This window comes from Haloferax gibbonsii ATCC 33959 (genome assembly GCF_000336775.1).
Classification (GTDB): domain Archaea; phylum Halobacteriota; class Halobacteria; order Halobacteriales; family Haloferacaceae; genus Haloferax; species Haloferax gibbonsii.
In genome coordinates, this window is the sequence record NZ_AOLJ01000011.1 from 495,529 (window position 1) to 515,157 (window position 19,629).

General features: G+C 68.9%; 27 protein-coding genes. 13 read left to right on the plus strand and 14 right to left on the minus strand.

Going from position 1 to position 19,629, the window contains the following annotated elements:
* Positions 1-68 precede the first annotated feature (68 nt).
* The 3 genes from C454_RS05350 to C454_RS05360 all read left to right on the plus strand — a co-directional run bounded on the left by C454_RS05350 (position 69) and on the right by C454_RS05360 (position 2,705).
* Positions 69-824 carry a phosphonate ABC transporter ATP-binding protein gene (locus C454_RS05350; protein ID WP_004973448.1) on the plus strand — a complete coding sequence of 252 codons (756 nt, stop codon included), beginning with the start codon at positions 69-71 and terminating at the stop codon, positions 822-824.
* Positions 821-1,837, plus strand: a complete 1,017-nt coding sequence (phnE, locus tag C454_RS05355) for a phosphonate ABC transporter, permease protein PhnE (protein WP_004973449.1) — start codon at positions 821-823, stop codon at positions 1,835-1,837. The genes C454_RS05350 and phnE overlap by 4 nt, the downstream gene beginning before the upstream one ends.
* 73 nt (positions 1,838-1,910) lie before the next feature.
* Entirely contained in the window at positions 1,911-2,705 is a 795-nt protein-coding gene (locus tag C454_RS05360) for a DUF6498-containing protein (RefSeq protein ID WP_004973450.1), read from the plus strand.
* Positions 2,706-2,735: 30 nt separating this feature from the next.
* On the opposite strand, the gene C454_RS05365 is transcribed toward C454_RS05360, so the two are convergent.
* Genes C454_RS05365 through C454_RS05375 form a run of 3 tightly spaced genes read right to left on the minus strand, consistent with a single transcriptional unit; the run spans position 2,736 to position 4,135 of the window.
* The gene (locus C454_RS05365) at positions 2,736-3,332 is read right to left on the minus strand and encodes a uracil-DNA glycosylase (protein ID WP_004973451.1); all 597 of its coding nucleotides are present in this window, start codon (positions 3,330-3,332) and stop codon (positions 2,736-2,738) included.
* A 24-nt stretch (positions 3,333-3,356) separates the two neighbouring features.
* The gene (locus tag C454_RS05370; protein WP_004973452.1) at positions 3,357-3,968 is read right to left on the minus strand and encodes an endonuclease dU; all 612 of its coding nucleotides are present in this window, start codon (positions 3,966-3,968) and stop codon (positions 3,357-3,359) included.
* A complete protein-coding gene (locus C454_RS05375; RefSeq protein WP_004044482.1) occupies positions 3,965-4,135 on the minus strand; it encodes a DUF5786 family protein in 171 nt (56 codons plus the stop codon). The genes C454_RS05370 and C454_RS05375 overlap by 4 nt, the downstream gene beginning before the upstream one ends.
* A gap of 131 nt (positions 4,136-4,266) precedes the next feature.
* Between C454_RS05375 and C454_RS05380 the strand changes: the two genes are divergently transcribed.
* Both C454_RS05380 and C454_RS05385 read left to right on the plus strand, forming a co-directional pair.
* The gene (locus C454_RS05380; protein WP_004973453.1) at positions 4,267-4,893 is read left to right on the plus strand and encodes an MBL fold metallo-hydrolase; all 627 of its coding nucleotides are present in this window, start codon (positions 4,267-4,269) and stop codon (positions 4,891-4,893) included.
* Position 4,894: 1 nt separating this feature from the next.
* The gene (locus C454_RS05385; RefSeq protein ID WP_004973454.1) at positions 4,895-5,275 is read left to right on the plus strand and encodes a hypothetical protein; all 381 of its coding nucleotides are present in this window, start codon (positions 4,895-4,897) and stop codon (positions 5,273-5,275) included.
* A 17-nt stretch (positions 5,276-5,292) separates the two neighbouring features.
* Here C454_RS05385 and C454_RS05390 read toward each other — a convergent pair whose 3' ends face one another.
* Positions 5,293-5,439 carry a 50S ribosomal protein L40e gene (locus C454_RS05390; protein WP_004044485.1) on the minus strand — a complete coding sequence of 49 codons (147 nt, stop codon included), beginning with the start codon at positions 5,437-5,439 and terminating at the stop codon, positions 5,293-5,295.
* A gap of 113 nt (positions 5,440-5,552) precedes the next feature.
* The gene (gene trxA / locus C454_RS05395; RefSeq protein WP_394295171.1) at positions 5,553-5,834 is read right to left on the minus strand and encodes a thioredoxin; all 282 of its coding nucleotides are present in this window, start codon (positions 5,832-5,834) and stop codon (positions 5,553-5,555) included.
* 205 nt (positions 5,835-6,039) lie between these two features.
* Here trxA and C454_RS05400 point away from each other — a divergent pair, with 205 nt between their 5' ends.
* The 4 genes from C454_RS05400 to C454_RS05415 all read left to right on the plus strand — a co-directional run bounded on the left by C454_RS05400 (position 6,040) and on the right by C454_RS05415 (position 8,735).
* Entirely contained in the window at positions 6,040-6,204 is a 165-nt protein-coding gene (locus C454_RS05400; RefSeq protein ID WP_049904986.1) for a preprotein translocase subunit Sec61beta, read from the plus strand.
* Positions 6,205-6,259: 55 nt separating this feature from the next.
* Positions 6,260-6,868, plus strand: coding sequence for a pyridoxal 5'-phosphate synthase glutaminase subunit PdxT (pdxT, locus tag C454_RS05405; protein ID WP_004973460.1), 609 nt, complete (start codon positions 6,260-6,262; stop codon positions 6,866-6,868).
* Positions 6,869-6,964: 96 nt separating this feature from the next.
* Complete coding sequence (gene hisE, locus C454_RS05410; protein ID WP_004973463.1) at positions 6,965-7,267, plus strand: phosphoribosyl-ATP diphosphatase; 303 nt, start codon at positions 6,965-6,967, stop codon at positions 7,265-7,267.
* A gap of 214 nt (positions 7,268-7,481) precedes the next feature.
* Entirely contained in the window at positions 7,482-8,735 is a 1,254-nt protein-coding gene (locus C454_RS05415) for an MFS transporter (RefSeq protein WP_004973464.1), read from the plus strand.
* Positions 8,736-8,765: 30 nt separating this feature from the next.
* Here the strand turns inward: C454_RS05415 and npdG are convergent, their stop codons facing one another.
* The 4 genes from npdG to C454_RS05435 form a co-directional block, all read right to left on the minus strand.
* On the minus strand, positions 8,766-9,434 hold the full coding sequence (gene npdG, locus C454_RS05420) for an NADPH-dependent F420 reductase (protein WP_004973466.1): 669 nt from the start codon (positions 9,432-9,434) through the stop codon (positions 8,766-8,768).
* Between the two features lie 77 nt (positions 9,435-9,511).
* The gene (locus C454_RS05425) at positions 9,512-9,727 is read right to left on the minus strand and encodes a DUF7534 family protein (protein WP_004973468.1); all 216 of its coding nucleotides are present in this window, start codon (positions 9,725-9,727) and stop codon (positions 9,512-9,514) included.
* Between the two features lie 49 nt (positions 9,728-9,776).
* Complete coding sequence (locus C454_RS05430; protein WP_004973470.1) at positions 9,777-10,631, minus strand: TIGR01548 family HAD-type hydrolase; 855 nt, start codon at positions 10,629-10,631, stop codon at positions 9,777-9,779.
* Between the two features lie 52 nt (positions 10,632-10,683).
* Complete coding sequence (locus tag C454_RS05435; RefSeq protein WP_004973472.1) at positions 10,684-11,115, minus strand: UPF0146 family protein; 432 nt, start codon at positions 11,113-11,115, stop codon at positions 10,684-10,686.
* 39 nt (positions 11,116-11,154) lie between these two features.
* Here C454_RS05435 and C454_RS05440 point away from each other — a divergent pair, with 39 nt between their 5' ends.
* The 3 genes from C454_RS05440 to rtcA all read left to right on the plus strand — a co-directional run bounded on the left by C454_RS05440 (position 11,155) and on the right by rtcA (position 13,374).
* Positions 11,155-11,676: an archaemetzincin family Zn-dependent metalloprotease gene (locus C454_RS05440; protein ID WP_004969113.1), complete on the plus strand. Its 522-nt coding sequence runs from the start codon at positions 11,155-11,157 to the stop codon at positions 11,674-11,676.
* Between the two features lie 132 nt (positions 11,677-11,808).
* Positions 11,809-12,258, plus strand: coding sequence for a universal stress protein (locus C454_RS05445; protein ID WP_004973474.1), 450 nt, complete (start codon positions 11,809-11,811; stop codon positions 12,256-12,258).
* Positions 12,259-13,374 carry an RNA 3'-terminal phosphate cyclase gene (rtcA, locus tag C454_RS05450; RefSeq protein ID WP_004973475.1) on the plus strand — a complete coding sequence of 372 codons (1,116 nt, stop codon included), beginning with the start codon at positions 12,259-12,261 and terminating at the stop codon, positions 13,372-13,374.
* 24 nt (positions 13,375-13,398) lie between these two features.
* Here the strand turns inward: rtcA and C454_RS05455 are convergent, their stop codons facing one another.
* The 4 genes from C454_RS05455 to C454_RS05470 all read right to left on the minus strand — a co-directional run bounded on the left by C454_RS05455 (position 13,399) and on the right by C454_RS05470 (position 17,125).
* A complete protein-coding gene (locus C454_RS05455) occupies positions 13,399-13,881 on the minus strand; it encodes a YbhB/YbcL family Raf kinase inhibitor-like protein (protein WP_004973480.1) in 483 nt (160 codons plus the stop codon).
* 55 nt (positions 13,882-13,936) lie between these two features.
* On the minus strand, positions 13,937-14,869 hold the full coding sequence (locus C454_RS05460) for a VOC family protein (RefSeq protein ID WP_004973482.1): 933 nt from the start codon (positions 14,867-14,869) through the stop codon (positions 13,937-13,939).
* A gap of 124 nt (positions 14,870-14,993) precedes the next feature.
* Entirely contained in the window at positions 14,994-16,808 is a 1,815-nt protein-coding gene (locus C454_RS05465) for a ribosome biogenesis/translation initiation ATPase RLI (RefSeq protein ID WP_004973485.1), read from the minus strand.
* A 2-nt stretch (positions 16,809-16,810) separates the two neighbouring features.
* The gene (locus C454_RS05470; RefSeq protein ID WP_004973486.1) at positions 16,811-17,125 is read right to left on the minus strand and encodes an EMC6-like membrane protein; all 315 of its coding nucleotides are present in this window, start codon (positions 17,123-17,125) and stop codon (positions 16,811-16,813) included.
* A 124-nt stretch (positions 17,126-17,249) separates the two neighbouring features.
* Here C454_RS05470 and C454_RS05475 point away from each other — a divergent pair, with 124 nt between their 5' ends.
* A complete protein-coding gene (locus tag C454_RS05475; RefSeq protein WP_004044502.1) occupies positions 17,250-17,543 on the plus strand; it encodes a MarR family transcriptional regulator in 294 nt (97 codons plus the stop codon).
* A 120-nt stretch (positions 17,544-17,663) separates the two neighbouring features.
* Here C454_RS05475 and C454_RS05480 read toward each other — a convergent pair whose 3' ends face one another.
* A complete protein-coding gene (locus tag C454_RS05480) occupies positions 17,664-19,553 on the minus strand; it encodes a PINc/VapC family ATPase (RefSeq protein ID WP_004973489.1) in 1,890 nt (629 codons plus the stop codon).
* Positions 19,554-19,629: the final 76 nt, after the last annotated feature.

Genomic DNA, 19,629 nt, shown 5'->3' on the forward strand with positions numbered 1-19,629 from the left:
CCATTGCAGTATCATTTTGGCGGTGCCGCGCCCACGAACCGTAGACGCGGGAAGTCCGCCCACACACTATGAGTACCATCGAAGTACGTAACCTCACGAAAGCGTTCGGCGACGTCCGGGCGTTGGACGACGTCTCTTTCACCATCGAGGACGGCGAGTTCGCCGTGCTCCTCGGGCAGTCGGGGGCGGGGAAGTCCACGCTCCTTCGCTGTCTGAACGGCCTGACGAACCCGACGTCCGGCGAGATTCGAATCGACGGCGAGCCGGTCAAAGGCCCGCGCGACGACGTGGCCATGATTTTCCAGCAACACTACGTGCTGGGACAGCTCAGCGCCTACGGCAACGCGCTGACCGGCGCGCTCAACCGCACCTCGTTCTTCCGTAGTCTCGTCGGCTGGCACGCGGAAGAAGACAAGTTCGAGGCGCTCCGCGCGCTGGAGACGGTCGGACTGCTCGACCAGGCGAACCAGCGGACCCGAAGCATGAGCGGCGGCCAGCAACAGCGCGTCGGCATCGCCCGCGCGCTCGTCCAGGGGCCGAACCTGCTTTTGGCCGACGAACCCGTCGCCAGCCTCGACCCCGCCAGCGCCGAGACGGTGATGGGGTACATCCGGAGCGCGGCCGCGGAGCGCGACCTCTCGACGCTCGCGAGCCTCCACCAGGTGAACCTCGCCCGGGAGTTCGGCGAGCGGTTCCTCGCGCTCCGCGACGGGAAGCTCGTCTTCGACGGCTACCGCGAGGACCTGACGGTCGACGTCATCGACCGCATCTACGGCGACGTCCAGACCGCGGACATCCGCGAGGGGACCGAGGTGAGCGCATGAGCGGCGGCGACTCGACCTCGGACGACGGCGCGCGAAGCGGCGAGGACCGACCCCGCGACGCCCGAGCCGACGGCGGCACCGAGGCCCAGTCAGGGACGCTCGACCGCGCGCTCCGAGACATCACCCTCACCAAGCGCATCAAGTGGGGGATGGCGTTCCTCATCTCGGTCGTCTTCGGCTTTTTCTTCTTCGAGGCGCTCTCGGAGGTCGGCTTCTCGGTCGCGGAAATCCTCTACTACTGGCCCGAGTTCCAGGAGGCGCTCGGGGACTTCTTCCCGCGGACGACGCTGTTCGGCCTCCCGTTCGTCGATTTCGGCTCCTACTGGCAGTTCATCCAGGAGCGGGACCTGTTCGGCGCGGCCATCGTCACGCTGGCGATGGGCTTCGCCGGAACCGTCCTCGGCATCCCCGGTGCGCTCCTCCTCGGCGTCCTCGGCTCCGAGCGCGTGACGCCCTACCCCTTCAACTTCATCTTCCGCGGCACGATGAGCGTCATCCGCGCCATCCCGGCGCTCGTCTGGGCGCTCATCTACATCCCGCTCGGCGGCGTCTCGCCGTTCACGGCGACGCTCGCCATCGGGACCGACACGATGGGCAACCTCGGCCGCCTGTTTACCGACGCGCTCGAAGAGGTCGAAGACGGACCGATAGAGGCCATCGAGTCGACCGGCGCGAACCGCCGGCAGACGGTCGTCTTCGGGATGCTCTCGCAGGTCTTTACGCCCTTCATCGCGTGGACGATGTACATCCTCGAAATCAACACGCGTATCGCCGTCACGATGGGGCTCATCGGCGGCGGTGGCATCGGCTACGTCCTGCAGACCCAGCGGAGCCTGTTCAAGTACACGAACATGATGGCGACGATTCTCGTCATCTTCGTGCTCGTCGTCTCCGTCGAGTTCGTGAGCCAGCGCGTTCGCTCGTACATCCGCGGCGAGGAAGAAGAGGGCATGAGCGTCCTCAAACTCGTCATCGAGTTCCCCCAGCGGATGGTCCGCTCCATCTGGGAGTAACCCCGGCGACCCGACTCGGCGGTTCTCTCGCGGTACGGTTTTTATCGGTCCGTCGCGTCTCACAGCGTAGCCTATGCCGTCGTCGCCGCGTTCCACTCCTTCGCCGTCGCACGCCGCCTCCTCGGGGTCTGGTCTCGCCGCCTCGCCCGTCGCCCTCGCCGCGCTCGTGGTCGCGAACCTCGTCCCCCTCGTCGGCGTCGTCTGGTTCGACTGGAGCCTGAAGGCGCTGCTCGTCGCCTACTGGCTCGAAAGCGGCGTCGTCGGCCTGCTGAACGTCCCGAAGATTCTCGCCGCCAGCGGCCGCGGCGACGGCGGGTCGAGCATCAACGCCACCATCAACGGTCGGCGGGTGGACCTCTCGCCGCCCGAATCGCCCCGCGACGGCTTTCACTTCTACCCCTCGAACGTCCCCATCGCGGGCTTTTTCGCCATGCACTACGGGATTTTCTGGGTCGTCCACGGCGTGTTCGTCTGGTCGTTCGACGCCTTCGCGGGCGGGGCGGCCGGCGCGGTCGGCGACGTCCCGCTCGGCGCGGTCCTCCTCGCGGCGGGCGCGACGGTCCTCAGCCACGGCGGGTCGTTCGCCGCCAACTTCGTCGGCCGCGAGGAGTACCGGAGCGTCTCGCCCGGCACGCAGATGTCCGAGCCCTACCGCCGGGTCATCGTCCTCCACCTGACCATCATCCTCGGCGCGTTCCTCGTCGCCGCCTCGGGCGCGCCCGCCGCGGCGCTCGTCGTCATGGTCGTCGTCAAAACCGCGCTCGACGCGGGCGCGCACCTCAGGGAACACGCCCGGGCAGAAAAGCGGGCAAAACGGCCCGAAGAACCGGTAGGCGAGCGAATCGAAGTCAACGACGCCTCGGCCTGAGCGCCGGGGTGAACGGGCGCTCTCGCGAACTCAGAAGTCGCCGAGGCTGGCCTGTCCGTCCGAGGAGTCGGCGAGTCCCGAGAGGTCGGCGGCGCGCGCGATGGTCTCGAAGAAGCCCTCGCGCTGGCTCCGGTCGTAGAGCGTCGCCGCGGGGTGAACCGAGAGGAGGACGCGGTAGGAGGCGTCGCCGACGCGGGCGTCCACGACCGACCCTGACTCGTTCGTGATGGCGACGCCGCGGTCGAGCAGGTGCTGCGAGGGCACTTTCCCGAGGGTGACGATTAGCTCGGGGTCGACGAGTTCGAGTTCGCGGGCGAGGTAGCCCCGGCAGTTCGACAGTTCGTCGCTCGTCGGGTCGCGGTTGTCCGGCGGGCGGCAGCGCACGCAGTTGGTGATGCGAACGTCGGCGCGGGCGAGGCCGGCCTCGCGGAGCGCGTCGTCCAGCACGGAGCCGGAGCGGCCCACGAACGGCTCGCCGCCCTCGTCTTCCTTCGCGCCCGGCGCTTCGCCGAGGAAGAGCAGGTCGGCGTCGTCGGGACCGACCCCGTTGACGATGCGACTCCGCGAGTCGACGAGTTCGGGGCACTGCTCGCAGCCCGTCACGCAGAGGCCCTCCATGTGTTCCATACTCGGTTCGAGGGCGGGGACGGCTTAATCCCCGGCGAAGCGTCGCGCGGCGCGGGCGGCCATCCGGGCCACGCGAATCGGTTCGGGACGACCGCCGACCGGGGTGAACCCGCGGACGACCCGCGCGGCCTCGTCGTCGTCGCAGCCGGCGGCCCGGACGAACACCGTCTCGCCGTTCACATCGAGCCGTCGACGGGGCGGGGCCGCGCGGTACGTGGCGAGTCGCCGGTCGAGCGCCGCGCCCGAGAAGTGAGCCGAGAGCGCGGGTTCGAGCCCATCGCTCTCCTCGAAGGAGACCGAGACTACCGGGCGGTCGAGGTCCACGGCGAGGCGCTCGACGTCGACGAGGTTGAACCACGCCGGGGCGATGCCGGAGACGAGCAGGTAGCGCACGTCCTCGCGGTCGAGCGAGGCGTACAGCGAGGCGATGGCGTCGGTCGCGTCGTCGCCGCCGACGGTGCACGTCTCGAAGGCGAGGCCGTCGACGACCCGGTCGGCGCGGACGACCGCGCCGCAGAGGACGCTCTCCGGAGACGGGTCTGTCGAAAAATGAACGTCGTCAGCGTCGTCTGTGGGTGCGCGCGCCGCCCCGGGGAAAGATTCCGCGACCCCGAGGGCGCGAGACCCCGGCTTCACTCGTCTTTAATCTCCTGGAGCCGGTCGAGGAGTTCGTCGTTGGACGCGCCGATTTCGAAATCGACCTCGCCCTCGTGTTTCTCCTCGCTCGTCGTGACGCCGTCTTCCTCGTCGAAGTCGACGTTCTGGTCTCCTTGTTCGGACTCGTCGTAGCTCCCAAATCCCATACAGTCATACGTACACGACCGAGCCCCAAAAAGGATTTGTCGCGCGAGTTCGACGTTCGGGGGCGAGTTGCGGTGTCGCGGGGAACGTCTCGCCCGTCCGACTTTTTCCGTTCGGGCGCGTACGCGGAGGTATGGAAGTCATCCCAGTCACCGCCGACGCCGAGAGCTTCACCTGCAACGCCTATCTCGTCCTCGGCGCGCGAACCGTCCTCGTCGACGCCGGAACGATGCCCGGCGTCGAGGAGGTCGTCGCCGAGCACACCGACGACCTCGACGCGGTGGTCGTCACCCATCAGCACTCGGACCACGTGGGCGAACTCGACGCGGTGGTCGAGCGGTTCGCCCCGGACGTGTACGCCTACGCCGACCACCCGCTTCGAACGCACGAACTCGAAGACGGCGACCGCGTCGAGATGGGCGACGAGACGTTCGAGGTCATCTACACGCCGGGTCACGCCGACGACCACGTCTCGCTCGTGAGCGGGCGGTCGCTGTTTTCCGGCGACGTGTTCGTCTACAACGACGGCGCGTTCGACGACGGCAGTTTCGGTCGCACCGACATGCCGGGACAGTCCCGCGAGCGCCTCATCAGCAGCCTGCACACGCTCCTCGACCGCCTCCCGTCGACCGTCGAGGCGCTGTACGCCGGCCACGGCGACCCCTTCGAGAACGAGGTCGGGGGCGACACCGTCCGCGACGCGCTCGAACGCGCGCTCGAACGCGCGGAGCGCCGCGAACCGAAGTACCCGGAGGCCTGAGATGGCGACCGACACGACCGGGGGCGCGGGCGGCGACCTGACGCGACTGCACTACGTCGGCGTCGGCCTCGCGGCCGTGACCGGCGTGATTCACCTCGTCCTCGGGGCGGGCGCGCTGGCCGCGAACCTCGCCGACCCGCTCGGCATCGCGTTCATCGGGGCCGCGGCGGGCTTCGCCGCCGGCATCGTCGGCGTCCTGCGCGGCGACGAGCGCCTCCGCTCGCGGGTGGTGTTGCTCGGCATCCCCTTCACCGTCGGACAGGTGGTCCTCTACGTCGCGCTGAACTGGCCGAATATCTTCGGAATCGGCGGCATCGTGGACAAGCTCGTCCAGCTCGCGCTGCTCGCGGTGCTGGTCGAACTGTATCGGCGAGACGCCTGAGAGAGAAGCGTGCGGGCTTACGCGGCGCGGCGTTCCTTCGACTTGGGTCGAAGGTGCTTGTAGCCGCACTTGCGGCACTGCTTTGCCTTCTGGGGGTTGCGCGCGTTGCACCGCATGCAGATCTGCTTCTCGAGCGTCCGCTTCGTCGCAGCGTCACTAGCCATGCATACGAGTCCCCCCGCCGGTCGTATAACGCTTGCGAGACACACCGCCGGCGCTCGCGGCGCTCTCGGCGGCCATCTGGATGGGTCGGAAAACGCGGCGGTCCGCGGCGCGCCTACGCGCCGGCCTGGCTCAGCGCCGATTCGATGTCGTCGCGCTGGGTGACGCCCACGAAGCGGTCGACGATGCCGTCGTCGTTCTCGACGATGAGCGTCGGGAGCGAGCGAACCTGATACTGGTTGGCAACGTCCTGTTCCTCGTCGACGTCGACCTTGACGAACTCGACGTTCTCGTAGTCGCCCTCGAGGTCGTCGAGAATCGGGTCCTGCGTCTTACAAGGGCCGCACCAGTCCGCGTAGAAGTCCAAGAGTCGAACAGTCATCGTATCCCGACGCAACTTGCCTGCCCCCGCGCATAAGGATTACTCATGGGCCCGCACCTCTCCGGTTGTGCTTCCGGTCATTCAAAACGGATTCCGACCCGTCGACCCCCGAGACGGCCGCGAGCGGGCTCGTCCGATGAGCGAGGTTTTCCGGCCGCGGCGGGGCGCGTTCCGAGCGCGAGCCGAAACGTTTACGCGGCGGACGCACGGACGGTGGAACATGAGCAAGGGCCAGAACAGCGGCGGTCTGATGTCGAGCGCGGGCCTCGTCCGCTACTTCGACGCGGAGGACCGCAACGCGATTCGAGTCGACCCCAAGACCGTCGTCGCCACGGGAGCGCTGTTCGGCATCGGCATTCTGGTGCTGAACGCGCTCGCGCTCTGAACCGCGCCGACCGCCGAACGGACGCTTTTTGTCCGCGGCTTCCCGAGACCCCTCCATGACCACGCTACGCGCCGGCGTCGTCGCCGTGCAGGGCGACGTGTCCGAGCACGCCGACGCCGTCGAGCGGGCCGCCGCGGCCCACGGCGTCGACGCCGAAATCGTCGAGATTCGAAGCGACGGCCTCGTCCCCGACTGCGACGTGTTACTCATGCCGGGCGGCGAGTCCACGACCATCTCCCGACTCCTCGAACGCGAGGGCATCGACGACGAGATTCGCGCCCACGTCGACGCCGGGAAACCCGTCCTCGCCACCTGCGCCGGCCTCATCGTCGCCTCCCGCGACGCCAAGGACGACCGCGTGACCACGCTCGACCTCCTCGACGTGACGGTCGACCGCAACGCCTTCGGCCGGCAGGTCGACAGCTTCGAGGCTCCGCTGGACGTGGCCGGCCTCGACTCGCCGTTCCCCGCGGTGTTCATCCGCGCGCCCCTCATCGACGAGGTCGGCGACGGCGTGGAGGTGCTCGCCGAGTGGGACGGCAACCCGGTCGCCGTCCGCGACGGCCCCGTCGTCGGCACCTCCTTCCACCCCGAACTGACGCCCGACAGCCGCATCCACGACCTCGCGTTCTTCGACGAACTGGCGGTCGAAGTCGACGCCTGAGCGGAGCGCTCGACCGGCGGCGCGGACTCCCCGACGGGGGTGCCGCCGGTCACCGGAACCAGAGGGTCTTTTTCCGCGCCCGCCCGTCGTGCGACCATGGACGCCGACACCCCGACCGACGAGGTCCTAGACGAGCTCTTTGCGACCATCGAGTCGCGCAAGGCGGAACTCCCCGAGGGCTCCTACACGACGACGCTTTTCACCCACGAGAAAGGCGAGAACTACGTCCTCGAAAAGCTCGGCGAGGAGACGACCGAGGCCATCCTCGCGGCCAAGGACGACGACCGCGAGGAACTGCTCTACGAGAGCGCCGACCTCGTCTACCACCTGCTCGTCCTGCTGTCGATGAAGGACGCCTCGCTCGACGACCTGCGCGAAGAGCTGAAAGCCCGCTTCTGAGACGGCCGCGGCGGCTCCCGCGACCGCAACGTTCGACCGCCGCCGCTCGCCGCCCGCAGTTCCCGGACGAGACGGCCCGATTGCAAAGCACCAAGGGCGTGCACCCACGATAGCGCACTCTCTCGATGCACGCCTCCCGAAGCCGCGTCCGCCAGTTCGCTCCCGCGCCCTCCACGCCCCACCGCGCCGCGCCCGTCACCCGAGGGTCGGCCGCGTGAGTCGGCTGTTCGGCGGCGACGAGCCGTCAGTCGAGTTCGTCGCCGGGAGCCTCATCGCGGGCGTCTTCTTCGGCGGCGTCGGCGCGGGCGTCGCCTTCCCGACGCTGCCGACGCTCGGTCCCATCATCGGCATCACGCCGTTCGTGGTCGGCCTCATCCTCTCGGCGAACCGCTTCACTCGGCTGGTCGTGAACACGCCCGCCGGGCAGATACTCGACCGGATGGGGACGCGCCGGCCGATGATAGCCGGGTTCGTCGTGCAGGGGCTGTCGCCGTTCGGCTACGTCCTCGGGCTGAACCCCGGCCCGATTCCGCTCGACAGCGCGACTATCTTCCTCCTGTCGCGGGCCTGCTGGGGCGTCGGCTCGGCGTTCGTCTTCGTCGGCGCGTTCAGCACCATCACGCACGTCACCTCGGGCGAAAACCGCGGGAAGTGGGTCGGCTACATGCGCGGCGGCCAGAGCCTCGGGTTCCCCGCGGGCCTCGTCGTCGGCGGTCTCGTCACCGACGCGTTCGGCTACGCCACCGCGTTCGCCGTCGCGGGCTGTGCGGGCCTGTTCGCCGCCCTCGTCGCCATCTCCGTCCTCCCGGACGTGCAGACCGACGTGACGGCGGCGAGTTCGCTCCGCGACGTGCCGCGGCTGGTGCGGTCGGACATCCGCATCTTCACCGTCGGCACCGTGAACTTCGCCGTCCGCTTTCTGTTTGCGGGCGTCCTCCTCTCGACGGCCGTGCTGTACGCGACGGCGAACGACATCTCGCTCGGCGGCCTCTCGGGGGCGGGCGTCAGCGGCGTCGTGATGGCCGTCGGCGTCGTCGCGTCGAGCGTCACGACGCTCGTCGTCGGGCGGTACTCCGACCGCCTGTCGAACCGCGCGGCGCTGACGCTGCCCGCGCTCGGCGTCCTCGCGTCCGGATTCACCCTGCTGGCGCTCGTGCCGACGCTCCCGTCGACGCTCGCGGGCGTGGCGCTCATCGGCGTCGGCGTCGGCGGGTCGAACCCGCCGCTGTTAGCCTATCTCGGCGACCTCAGCCCGGCCGACGACGTGGGCAAACTCGGCGGCGTCTACAACGTCTTCGGCGACTCGGGGTCGACTCTCGGCCCGCTCGTGGCCGTTCCGATGGCCGAGGTGGTCGGCTTCCGCGTCGAGTACCTCGCCTGCGTCGCGCTCGTCGCCGTCGTCGGACTGCTCGTGGCGCGGACGCTCTACGGGGAGGCGGCGACGGTGCCGCGGTCGGAACCGTCGTGAGAAATCGCGTCAGGCGCGGGTCGAACGCCGTTACTTGAACTCGATGCCGAGGTCGTGCATGCCGTCGTTGTTCTGTGCGACGTTGATGAGAAGCGGCGTCACCGCCTCGATTTCGGCGGCGTTGGCGAGGCCGCCGCCGTCGAGGGCGCGGAGGCCGTCGATGCCCTCGGCGAGCAGGCGCACGGTCTCCTTTGCGTCCTCGTCGTCGGCGACGAGGAGCGTGTCGATGCCGAGGTCGGCGTCGAGGTCGGCCAGTCGACCGGCCGCGAGGTTGTGGAACGCGCCGACCACCGGCACGTCGTCGGGGGCCGCGTCGGCGACGAGCGCCGTCACGCTCCCCGCTTTCGGCGGGTGGTAGTGGAAGCCGTCGTCGTCGCGCTTGATGCCCGCGGCGGGCGTGACGAGCACGTCGCCCTCGGACAGGGAGTCGGCGACGGCCTCGACGGTGTCGGAGACGTGGTACGGCGGCACGGCGAGGACGACCACGGAGGCGCGGTCGGCGGCCATCTCGTTCGTGAAGCCGTTTACCTTCACGTCGCGGCCGCGGCTGGAGAGTTCGGTCTCGTACTCGTCGGCCTTCTCGCGGGCCTTGTCGGGGTCGCGCGACCCGATGATGACCTCGTGGTCGGTGTGGTAGGCCCAGCGGAGGGCGAGGCCCTCGCCGATGTCGCCGGTCCCACCGAGGAGTGCGATTCGCATACTCACACCTCCGGACCGAGCCGACCTAAAGGGTTGTGCGACCGGTCGGTTCTGCCTGTGTCCGCGACCGGGGGGAACTATCGACTGTCGTCGTCGGACTCGACGAGCGCCTGCACCCGCTCGAAGCCGTCGCGGTAGACGAGCCACCACGCGACCACCGGGGCCAACAGCAACAGCGGCCCGACGAGGAACAACTGCGTGAACGGGTCCGGCGGGAGGAGGTACGTCCCGACGACGACCACGAGCGCGTCGAGCGCGAGCAGCGTGACGACGAAGGCGCGGAGGTGTCCCATCAGCGGCCCTCCGGCGGCGAAACGGGAGTCGGAGTCGGAGTCGGTGCCATCAGTCGAGGAGGTCCGGAACCTCGTTCACGTCCTCGACGACGGCGGCCGCGCCGATTTCGGAGAACTTCCGTCGGCCGTCGTCGCCGGTCAGGCCGCCCGAGAGGACGCCGACGCCGTAGTAGACGCGGTCGGGGTCCGCGGCGTCGGCGTTCAGCGCCGTCTTCACGTCGTCGAGGGTGTCGCCGACGAAGACGACCGACTCGGCTCCGAGGCGCTCCGCGACCGTCACGAGCGCGGCCGGGTGGGGCTTTCCCTCCTCCCAGTCGTCCATCGTGAACCGGTGGTCGTCGGCCACGTCGAGGGCGACGCGGTCGAGCGCGATGTCGGCCTCGGCGCTGGGGCGGCCGGTGACGACGCCGAGTTCGCGGTCGCCGAGCGCGTCGAGCGTCTCCGGGCGGAGGAGCACGGGTTCGTCGTGGATGTAGCCGGCGGCCTCGAACGGCGGGTCGCCGCCTTCGAGGTCGCCGTAAAGGTCGCTTCCGAGGTAGAGCGCCTGAAACGTCTCCCGGAGCGCCTCGGGGTCCCACTCGTCGAAGACGACGCTCGGGTCGGAAAACAGGGCTTCGACAGTCGCCTCGGCGGCGTCGAGGCCGCCGCCGCGGGCCTCGATTTCGTCGGTGAACTCGGCGACCGACAGGTCGGTCTCGCGGGCGGCGAGGACGTACAGCGCCGCCGCGTACGTCAGTTCCCAGTCGTTGTTGAAGCCGCCGGCGTCCTTGAACAGTTGGACCTCGTCGCGGGAGATGGTCGTGCCGTAGTGTCGGTCCACGGATTCGACGATGGCGCGCCGGTAGGAGTCGGCGACGTCGACGAGCACTCCGTCGATATCGAGGACGACAGCGTCCGCGTGCATACCGGAAGCGCGCGGCGAGCGGGCAAGTGCCTTACTCTTGGGCCCGGGCGGGCTAGTCCCGCCGGGCGCGCTGGCCCCGTCGCCCGTGCTCGGCGACGTACAGCGTGTCGCCCGGAAGCGTCTCGCGGGCGACCGGAATCGAGGGTTCGTCGTAGCCGAGCGTGGTGAACAGGAAGTCGGCGTCGGCGCGGCGGGCGACCTCGACCGCGGGTCCGTGGAGTTCGACGGGGACGTTCAGGGCGTAGACGACATCGGCGTCGGCGTAGGGGCCGAGGTCGGAGGCGTCAGCGCGGGCGAACACGTCGTCGCGGACGAACGAGACGGCCTCGGGAACGGGGAACTCGTGCACGTCGACGGCGACCACGTCGACCCCGCGGTCGGCGAGGGCGGCCGCCACCGACGGCTCCCGACCGACCCCGAGTTCGACCGCGCGGTCGTACCCCGACAACCGTCCGACGAGCGCGTCGCGCAGCGATTTTTTCACGTCGGGATATTTATGAAGCGTCCCCGCTTAATCCCTCGCATGCTCGTCGATATCGTGCCTATCGGGGATATTTCTGCGGCCGTCAAGCGGGAGGCATCCGCCGGACTCCGCTCCGTCTACGACTGCGACGTGACCGTGCACTCGAATCAGGCGATACCCGAGGGCGCGTTCGACCGGAGCCGAAACCAGTACCGGGCCGAGCAGTTCATCGAGCTGGCGAGCCGCATCGGTCGCGGCGAGAAGAACATCGGCATCACCGAAAAGGACCTCTACTACCGCCGCCGAAACTACGTCTTCGGCCTCGCGTACCTCAACGGCAACGGCTCCGTCATCTCCACGTACCGCCTCCAGACCTCCACCGACGGCGGCATCACGAACAAACCCGCCGACGAGGTGCTGTCCGACCGCGTGCGAAAGGAGGTCGTCCACGAGATCGGCCACACCCTCGGCCTCGAACACTGCGACAACAACAAGTGCGTCATGTCCTTCTCGCCGACGGTCCGCGAGGTGGACGTGAAAGAAGAGAACCTCTGCGGCACCTGCAGTCGGCTCGTCCACTAGCGCTCGGGAACCGGTCTCGGTTCGTCTGGGCTCGGTTCGTCTGGGCTCGGTTTGTCTCGTCTCGGCTCGCCCCGTCTCGGCTCGCCCCGTCTCGTCTCACCCTTTTTCTCGTCGCGGCACGTGTGTACAACCATGAACTTCGTCGTTGCAGTAGACGGCTCTGCGGCCGCCGACAGAGCGCTCGACCACGCGCTCACGATGCTCGAACCGCTGGGTGCGACGGTCACCATCGTCCACGCGGTCGAACCGCAGGTCCTCGTCGAAGGCGGCGAGGAACCCGTCGCGGGCGTCGCCAGAACCGGCGACCGAATCGTCGCCGAGAGCCTCGAAGACGCGGAATCGCGCGCCGAACGCGTCCTGCAAGCGGCCGCCGAACGCGCGGCCGACGCGGGCGTCGAAGCGACCACGGAACTCCTCTACGGCGACCCCGTGGAGGCGATTCCGACCTACGCCGACGAGGCGGACGCCGACGGCATCTTCGTCGGCCACCGCGGCCTCTCGAAGCGCTACGAGGGGCTGGTCGGCAGCGTCGCCAAGGAACTGGTCGAGCGGGCGTCCTGCCCCGTCACCGTCGTCCGCTGAATGCGCCGACTCGACGGGCGCGACGGCGGCGGACAGCCCCTCAGGACCGCCCTCGCGCTCTCGGTCGTGACCGGCGAGCCGTTCGAGATGACGAACGTCCGCGGGAACCGCTCGACGCCCGGACTGAAGGCCCAGCACGTCGCCTGCGTCTCCGTCGCCGCGGCCGTCTCGAACGCCGACGTCGCCGGCGACGAGGTCGGGTCGTCGACGCTCCGCTTTTCGCCCCGCGAGGTCCGAGCCGACCCGGTCGAGGCGGCCGTCGGCACCGCCGGGAGCGCGACGCTCGTTTGCGAGACGCTGCTCCCCGCGGCCGTCGCCCTCGACGACCCGCTTTCCCTCACCGTCACCGGCGGCACCGACGTTCGGTGGTCGCCGCCGACGGACTACCTCCGGTACGCGAAGCGCCCGCTGTGTTCGGCGTTCGGCGTCGAGTTCGGCCTCTCGGTGCCTCGTCGCGGCTTCTACCCGGCCGGCGGCGGCACGCTTTCGCTCCGCATCGCGCCGGCCGAGCCGACACCGGTCGAACTGACCCGCCGCGCGGAGCCCGACGAACTCCGGGTCTACTCGGTCGCGAGCGAGTCGCTCGCGGACGCCGCGGTGGCCGAGCGACAGGTCGAGGGCGTCCGCGACGCGCTCGCCGAGGCGGGCGTCGACCTCCCGATTCGGTCGTCGGTCTCGTCGGCCGAGAGCGACTCGCCCGGTTCGGCTGTGGTCGTCGTCGCTCGGGGCGGAGAAGACGAGAGAGCAGGCGACGGTTCCGCGTCGCTCGTCGCCGGCTTCGACGCCTACGGCGAGCGCGGCACGCCGGCCGAGACGGTCGGGTCGCGGGCGGCCGACTCGCTTCTCGACTGGCTCGGCGGCGACGCGCCGGTTGACCGCCACATGGCCGACCAACTGCTCGTCTGGGTCGCGCTCGCCGGGGGTCGCGTGCGGATTCCCGCCGTCACGGACCACGTGCGGACGAACCTCGACGTGATTCGTGCCTTCGGCTACGACGTGACGCCCCGGGCGGGCGAAGACGGGGACCGCGGCGCGGGGGCGGGCGCTGGCGCAGGTCCGGGGGCGGAGACGGAGGCGAGGACCGGCGCAGTCGTCGAGTCAGACGGCGGCCGCTGACCCGAAGCTCCGGCTTCGGCAGCCTCAGGGCGCGTATTTTCCGGTCAGTTGCGTCTCGGCGGTGACGTGTCCCGCGATGGCGCGTTTCAGGTCGGCTTTCGTCGCGCCGGCGTCGAGGTCGAGGGAGGTGTCGAGCGCGTACAACAGGAACCGATAGGTGTGCTCGCCGTCCGGCGGGTTCGGGCCGCCGTAGCCCGTCTCGCCGTAGCTGTTAGTTCCCTCGACCGCGTCCGGCGGCGTCTCGCCCGCCTCGATGGCGTCGGTGTCGGGGTCGATGTTCCAGACCAGCCAGTGGTCCCACACCTTGCCCGCGGGTTTCACCGCGTCGGGGTCGTCCATCACGAGCGCGAGCGAGGCGGTCCCGGGGGGAACGCCCCCGATTCGGAGCGGCGGGCTCTCGTTTTCGGTCGCGTAGCCGTGGGTGCGGGGTATCGGGCTTCCGTCGTCGAACGCCGGGCTTCGGAGGGTGAGCCCGCGGCGGCGCTCGCTCGAATCACTCGATATCATTACCCGCCCGTTGGGCGACCAACGACAAAACGATTCGTTCGGCCGAATCGACCCGTCAGCGGCCGTGAACGACGCGGATTTCGATTCCATCAGGGTCGGAGACGACGAGCGAGTCGGTCGCGCCGGCCGCGCCGGCCGCGTCGCCGTCGCCGGGTTCGTCCCCGCCGAACCCGCCCTCGTCGAACTCGTGGCCGCCGTCGACCAGCGACTCCCGGACCGCGTCGAGCGTCGCGGCGTCGGGGACGACGACTTCGAACCACTCGATGCCGCGGCCCTCGCCGGCGGGGGCGCTTCGGGTGTTCCAACTGTTCAGACCGACGTGGTGGTGGTACTCGCCGGCGGCGACGAACGACGCGCTGGGGTAACCCTCGTCGCGGACGCGCATGCCGAGCGCGTCGACGTAGAAGTCCCGCGAACGGGGGACGTTCGTGACTTCGAGGTGGACGTGGCCGAGGTCGGTGCCGTCGGGCGCGCGGTCCCCGCCGGCGGCGTCGTCGGCGAGCGACCCGAGGTCGAGCGCGAGCGTGTCCATCGACACCCGGCGGTCGTCGGTCCACGGCCACTCCTCGCGGGGCCGGTCGTAGTAGACCTCGACGCCGTTTCCCTCCGGGTCGCGGAAGTACAGCGCCTCGCTGACGAGGTGGTCGGACGCGCCGGAGAGGGTCGCGCCGGCGTCGGTTGCGCGGGTTCTGGCGCGGGAGAGCACGTCGCCGAGCGCGCCCCGGTCGGGCACGCGAACCGCGAGGTGGAACAGCCCGGCCTCCCGGCGACCGCGCTCCGGGGCGTCGGGGTCCTCGTCGAGGACGACGACGGGGGTCTCGCCGGCCGAGAGGACCGCCCGCGAACCGTCGCGCTCGCGCTCGACCGCGAGGCCGACCACGTCGCGGTAGAACGGGACGACGCGGTCGAGCGAGCCGACGCGGAGCGCGACCCGGCCGAGGTGGGAGTCGTCCGTGAGCGAGCCATCCGAGGGGGAAGCGTTCGTCATACCCACGTCTTCGAGCGTGACCGTGAAAACGCCCGTAGTAACATCGGAGTCACTCGCGGCGCGAGGCGTAACCGAGGGTGAGAGAGCGAAGAACGGAGGGGTGGAAACGCGAGCGAACGGGTCGCTATTCGGCGTAGTAGTACTCGCCGGCGCGCTTCTGCTCGCGGTCGAGTTGCGAGTCGGGCTTGTTGATGCGCGGGCGCTGGGTGCGCTCGTCGCGGCGGAACGTGATGTCGAGGTCCGACAGGAAGTCGTTCATGCCGTCGCGCATCTCCTGGGGCTTCGAGGCGTGGCCCTCGATGGACGGCTCGCCGTCGAACACCATCAGGCGGTCCGCGAGCAGGTCCATCATGTAGATGTCGTGGTCGATGACCATGACCGTCGCGTCGTGGTTCTCGGCGTAGCGGCGGATGGCCGAGGTGGCCTGCACGCGCTGTTCCACGTCGAGGTGGGCCGACGGCTCGTCGAGCAGGTAGAGGTCGGCATCCTGCGAGAGGCACGCCGCGATGGCGACGCGCTGGCGCTCGCCGCCGGAGAGGTCGGTGAGGTTGCGCTCCATGATGCGGTTGAGCTGGAGCGGGTTCGCGATTTCGGTGTTCCAGTACGACGAACCGAACTGGTCGGTGATAGACGAGAGGAACGCGTCGACCCGCATCGGCTGGTCGATTTCGATGTACTGCGGCTTGTACGAGATGTCGAGCGCGAAGTCGAGTTCGCCCATGTCGGGCGTCAGGTCGCCCGTAAAGAGCTGTGCGAGCGTGGACTTCCCGATGCCGTTGGGACCGACGATGCCGAGCACTTCGCCGTTGTAGATGGTGCCGGCCTCGACGTCGAGGGAGAACTCGCCGTCGCCGTAGGACTTGGCGAGTTCGGGGTACTCGACGAGGGGTTCGGCCTTCGTCGTCTCGCGCGGCGCGTGCTCCTCGAAGGTGATTGCCTCCGGGCGGATGCGCATGTTCTCGTTCGAGAGATACCCCTTCAGGTACTCGTTGATGCCGTTTCTGACCGACTTGGGGTCGGTGATGACACCGTACGCGCCGGGCTCACCGTAGGCGACGTGGAGCGTGTCGGCGAGCAGGTCGAGGATGGCGAGGTCGTGTTCGACCACGAGCACCGCGCGGTCTTCTTCCTCCGCGAGTTCGCGGATGAGCCGCGCGGCGGTGACGCGCTGGCCGATGTCGAGGTACGGCGAAATCTCGTCGAGGAAGTAGAAGTCGCGGTCGCGGGCGAGCGTCGCCGCGAGGGCGACCCGCTGAAGCTCGCCGCCGGAGAGCGTCTCGATGTCGTTGTCGACGACGGGACCGATGTCGAGGCGGTCGATGTAGGAGTCGAGCGCGCCGCGCTCGTCGGTCGCCTCCAGGAGGTCGCGGGCCGAGCCGTCGAACTGCTTGGGAATCTGGTCGACGTACTGCGGCTTGCGCGCGATGGAGACCTCGCCGTCGCGGACCTGCTCGACGTAGTTCTGGAGTTCGGTCCCGCGGAAGCGGTCGAGGACGGCCTCCCACGTCGGCTCGTCGCCGTAGTTGCCGAGGTTGGGGACCATCTCGCCTGCGAGGGCGCGGACGGCCGTGGTCTTCCCGATGCCGTTCGGTCCGAGGATACCCGTGACCGAGCCGGACTCGGGGACCGGAAGGCCGTACAGCGAGAAAGCGTTCTCGCCGTAGCGGTGGGTCGGCTCCTCGTCGAGCTCCGAGGGGAGGTTGATGATTTCGATTGCATCGAAGGGGCACTTCTCGACGCAGATGCCGCAGGTCTCGCCGAGGCAGATTTCCTCGGAGATTCGCACCTGGTCGGGACCGCCCTGCTCGGCGTCCTCGCCGCGGAGCGTGATGCACTCTTTGCCCGTCCGGTTCGGCGGACAGAAGTTCGAGCACTCGTAGCTACAGCGGTCGGGGGAACACCGGTCTAAGTCGACGACGGCGATACTATCGTCGGCCATCGTTAGATCTGAACACCCGAAGTCAGGAGGATGGCGAACGTGATGAACCAGAGCGCGAAGGTCATGAACACCACGTAGAGGTAGTCCTTCGCGCCGAACCCGTTGACGTCGACGCCGACGACGCGAAGCACCGGGAACTGGACGAGGACGAACGCCCCGAGGATACCCACGGCCAACTGATTGGTCGCGGCCTCGGGACTCGTCCCCACCACAGCCCCGGAGAGCACCGCGGCGGCGATGCCGGCGAGGCAGGAGAGTGTCGTGACCGTCACTCCTCGAATATGACTGGAGAGACCGGTCTGCGTTTCCGTGGCCATGTGTTCCTCTGCGATATCCGGCGTCAAAAGGCGTTCGTTCCTGCCGCCGCCGCGCGGATAAAGCGTTGTCGGCCGGTCGCGGGCCAACAAGGTTTATGCTGGTAGCGCGTTTCGATTCGTAACGATGGCTGGAACAGAAGAGGAGAGTCTCGACGACCTCCCACCGAGTGCGAAGCTCGTTTTCAAAGTGCTCGAATACAACGGTCCGCTCACCCAGAAAGGCATCGTCGAAGAGTCGATGCTCTCGGCGCGAACCGTTCGCTACGCGCTCGAACGACTCGAGGGAATCGGTATCGTCGACGAGGACGTCTACTTCGCCGACGCCCGACAGAACCTCTATCAGTTGACCGATCTCGCGCCGCAGCAGGCGCAGGCCAAAGCCGACGGCGGCAAGGAAAAGGCCTGCTGCGCCGAGTAACTAGAACCGCCGCGGAACCACCGCACGCTTCGCAGTCGGTGTCGGAAGAGACCAGTTGCGACGCGTCGCCCCGGTCGAAAACGACCGACAGACGACGAAAACGACGATTCGGCCGTTCTCCTAGGCCGGAACGACCGTAATCTGCTGTTTTCTATCGATAGCGTTCTCCAGTTCTTCGGCGATGGCGCTGCCGCGCGAGACCTGAATGTCCCCGCCGCGGCCGACCGTCGCCGTGAACAGGTATTCGTCGTCCGCGCGGACCTCGACGGTCTCGCCGACGTGGCCGTCCATCCGGACGATGACGTGCCGCGAGGTGACCTCGGGCGTCACGACGACGCCCTCGCCGGCCCCGCCGGCCCCGCCGCCGGAACCGGACGCGCCGGACTGACCGCCGGCGTTCGCGCCCGCGTGCTGGCCCGACGACGAGGGCTTTTCGTCGTGGGTCCGCACGTCGATGTCGATGCCGAGGCGGTCTTCGACGTCCGAGATGCGGCCGCCTCCCTTCCCGATGACGTAGGAGATGTCGTCTTCCTCGACGTAGACGACCGCGCGGTTCTGTCCCTTCAGGTCGACGTCGACGTGGCCGCGGGCGATGGAGCGAATCTCGCGTTCGATCTCCTGTTTCGCCAGCCGGGAGACGCCGCTTTCTTTCTCTTCTCCGCCCTCGCCGAGCGGGACGGTGACGACCTGCCGGTTGAACGTGTAAATCTCGTACTCCGGCGTGCCGGTCTCGAAGTCCCGAATCTGGATGACCGGGCGGGCGAGGTCCTCCGCGAAGAGGCCCTCGGGCACCTTGACCTCGGTGCTCACGTCGTACACCGTGTGGACCTCGCCGTCCTCGATGTAGACGACGGTGTCGACGACCTGCGGAATCATGCCGAGTTCGACCCGGCCGACGAGGCGCTGGAGCGCGTCGATGGCGCGGGTGGCGTGGACGACGCCGACCATGCCGACGCCCGCGAGGCGCATGTCGGAGAACACCGAGAAGTCCTCGGTCTTTCTGACCTCGTCGTAGATGGTGTAGTCCGGGCGCACGAGGAGCAGGGAGTCGGCCGTCTTCGCCATATCGCCGCCGAGGGCGGTGTACTGGGTGATGTCGGGGCCGACCTGCAGGTCGCGGGGCTTTTCCATCGTCTTGACCGCGTAGTCGCTGTCGTTGAGGAACTCGGCGACCGCCTGCGCGAACGTGGACTTCCCGGCACCGGGCGACCCGGCGATGAGGACGCCGCGCTGGCGCTCGGCGAGTCGGTCGCGGAGTTCGTCGGCGAACTCGTAGTCGTCGAGCTCGGTCTTGACGATGGGCCGGACGGCGGTGATTTCGATGCCGTCGGCGAACGGCGGGCGGGCGACCGCGATGCGGTAGTCACGGAACTGGACGATGTCCATGCCCGGCTCGGAGAGTTCGACGAAGCCGTCGGTGGCGGCGCGGGCGGAGTTGATGATGTCGTCGGCCCACTCCTTCATCGTCGCCTCGTCGGTCGGCTCGTCGGCGATTGGCTGGTAGTGCATCTCGCCGACCGCGCCGCGTTTGGCCTTCGGGCGGGTGTCGGTCTTGAGGTGGACCGACATCGTCTGGTCGTCGAAGAAGCGCTCGATGATGAGCCCGCCGGAGCCGCGGACCGCGGCCTCGACGTACTCGACCGAGACGCCCTTCGCCTTCGCCACTTCGGCCTGCACCACGTCGCTCGTCAGGAGCGTCGCCGACCGCTCGGTGGCGATGTCGCGGATGAGCGCGTCGATGTCGCCCTCGCCGGCACCCTTCGTCTCGCCGGAGCTCGGGCGGCGACCGACGTACTTGAGGTCGATGACGCCGTCGTCGGCGAATTCCGCGAGACGCTGGAGCTCCGAAAGGCCCTCCCAGCCCGTGTCACGGCCGTCGTTGGCCTGCGATTCGAGTTCGCTGACGACCGCCTCGGGGACGAGTACGTCGGCACCCTCGTAGGTGCCGTCGTCGACTCGCTCGGACACGCGACCGTCGATGACCGCGCTCGTGTCCGGCACTATCTTCATGCGCGTGGGTTTGGGCGGGTGACGGATAAGGTTGTAGATAAAAGCGGTGACACCGCCGACGGGGCGGCGGGTGGTA

Excerpts from the sequence above, each read along its gene's own strand:
- C454_RS05380 (WP_004973453.1), top strand. The coding sequence starts at position 4,267 with ATGGAAGTCATCCCAGTCACCGCCGACGCCGAGAGCTTCACCTGCAAC.
- C454_RS05425 (WP_004973468.1), bottom strand. The coding sequence starts at position 9,727 with ATGGGACACCTCCGCGCCTTCGTCGTCACGCTGCTCGCGCTCGACGCG.
- phnE (WP_004973449.1), top strand. The coding sequence starts at position 821 with ATGAGCGGCGGCGACTCGACCTCGGACGACGGCGCGCGAAGCGGCGAG.
- C454_RS05360 (WP_004973450.1), top strand. The coding sequence starts at position 1,911 with ATGCCGTCGTCGCCGCGTTCCACTCCTTCGCCGTCGCACGCCGCCTCC.
- C454_RS05445 (WP_004973474.1), top strand. The coding sequence starts at position 11,809 with ATGAACTTCGTCGTTGCAGTAGACGGCTCTGCGGCCGCCGACAGAGCG.
- hisE (WP_004973463.1), top strand. The coding sequence starts at position 6,965 with ATGGACGCCGACACCCCGACCGACGAGGTCCTAGACGAGCTCTTTGCG.
- C454_RS05350 (WP_004973448.1), top strand. The coding sequence starts at position 69 with ATGAGTACCATCGAAGTACGTAACCTCACGAAAGCGTTCGGCGACGTC.
- C454_RS05465 (WP_004973485.1), bottom strand. The coding sequence starts at position 16,808 with ATGGCCGACGATAGTATCGCCGTCGTCGACTTAGACCGGTGTTCCCCC.
- C454_RS05475 (WP_004044502.1), top strand. The coding sequence starts at position 17,250 with ATGGCTGGAACAGAAGAGGAGAGTCTCGACGACCTCCCACCGAGTGCG.
- C454_RS05470 (WP_004973486.1), bottom strand. The coding sequence starts at position 17,125 with ATGGCCACGGAAACGCAGACCGGTCTCTCCAGTCATATTCGAGGAGTG.
- C454_RS05460 (WP_004973482.1), bottom strand. The coding sequence starts at position 14,869 with ATGACGAACGCTTCCCCCTCGGATGGCTCGCTCACGGACGACTCCCAC.
- pdxT (WP_004973460.1), top strand. The coding sequence starts at position 6,260 with ATGACCACGCTACGCGCCGGCGTCGTCGCCGTGCAGGGCGACGTGTCC.
- C454_RS05400 (WP_049904986.1), top strand. The coding sequence starts at position 6,040 with ATGAGCAAGGGCCAGAACAGCGGCGGTCTGATGTCGAGCGCGGGCCTC.
- C454_RS05430 (WP_004973470.1), bottom strand. The coding sequence starts at position 10,631 with ATGCACGCGGACGCTGTCGTCCTCGATATCGACGGAGTGCTCGTCGAC.
- C454_RS05365 (WP_004973451.1), bottom strand. The coding sequence starts at position 3,332 with ATGGAACACATGGAGGGCCTCTGCGTGACGGGCTGCGAGCAGTGCCCC.
- C454_RS05455 (WP_004973480.1), bottom strand. The coding sequence starts at position 13,881 with ATGATATCGAGTGATTCGAGCGAGCGCCGCCGCGGGCTCACCCTCCGA.
- npdG (WP_004973466.1), bottom strand. The coding sequence starts at position 9,434 with ATGCGAATCGCACTCCTCGGTGGGACCGGCGACATCGGCGAGGGCCTC.
- C454_RS05375 (WP_004044482.1), bottom strand. The coding sequence starts at position 4,135 with ATGGGATTTGGGAGCTACGACGAGTCCGAACAAGGAGACCAGAACGTC.
- C454_RS05480 (WP_004973489.1), bottom strand. The coding sequence starts at position 19,553 with ATGAAGATAGTGCCGGACACGAGCGCGGTCATCGACGGTCGCGTGTCC.
- rtcA (WP_004973475.1), top strand. The coding sequence starts at position 12,259 with ATGCGCCGACTCGACGGGCGCGACGGCGGCGGACAGCCCCTCAGGACC.
- C454_RS05440 (WP_004969113.1), top strand. The coding sequence starts at position 11,155 with ATGCTCGTCGATATCGTGCCTATCGGGGATATTTCTGCGGCCGTCAAG.
- C454_RS05390 (WP_004044485.1), bottom strand. The coding sequence starts at position 5,439 with ATGGCTAGTGACGCTGCGACGAAGCGGACGCTCGAGAAGCAGATCTGC.
- C454_RS05385 (WP_004973454.1), top strand. The coding sequence starts at position 4,895 with ATGGCGACCGACACGACCGGGGGCGCGGGCGGCGACCTGACGCGACTG.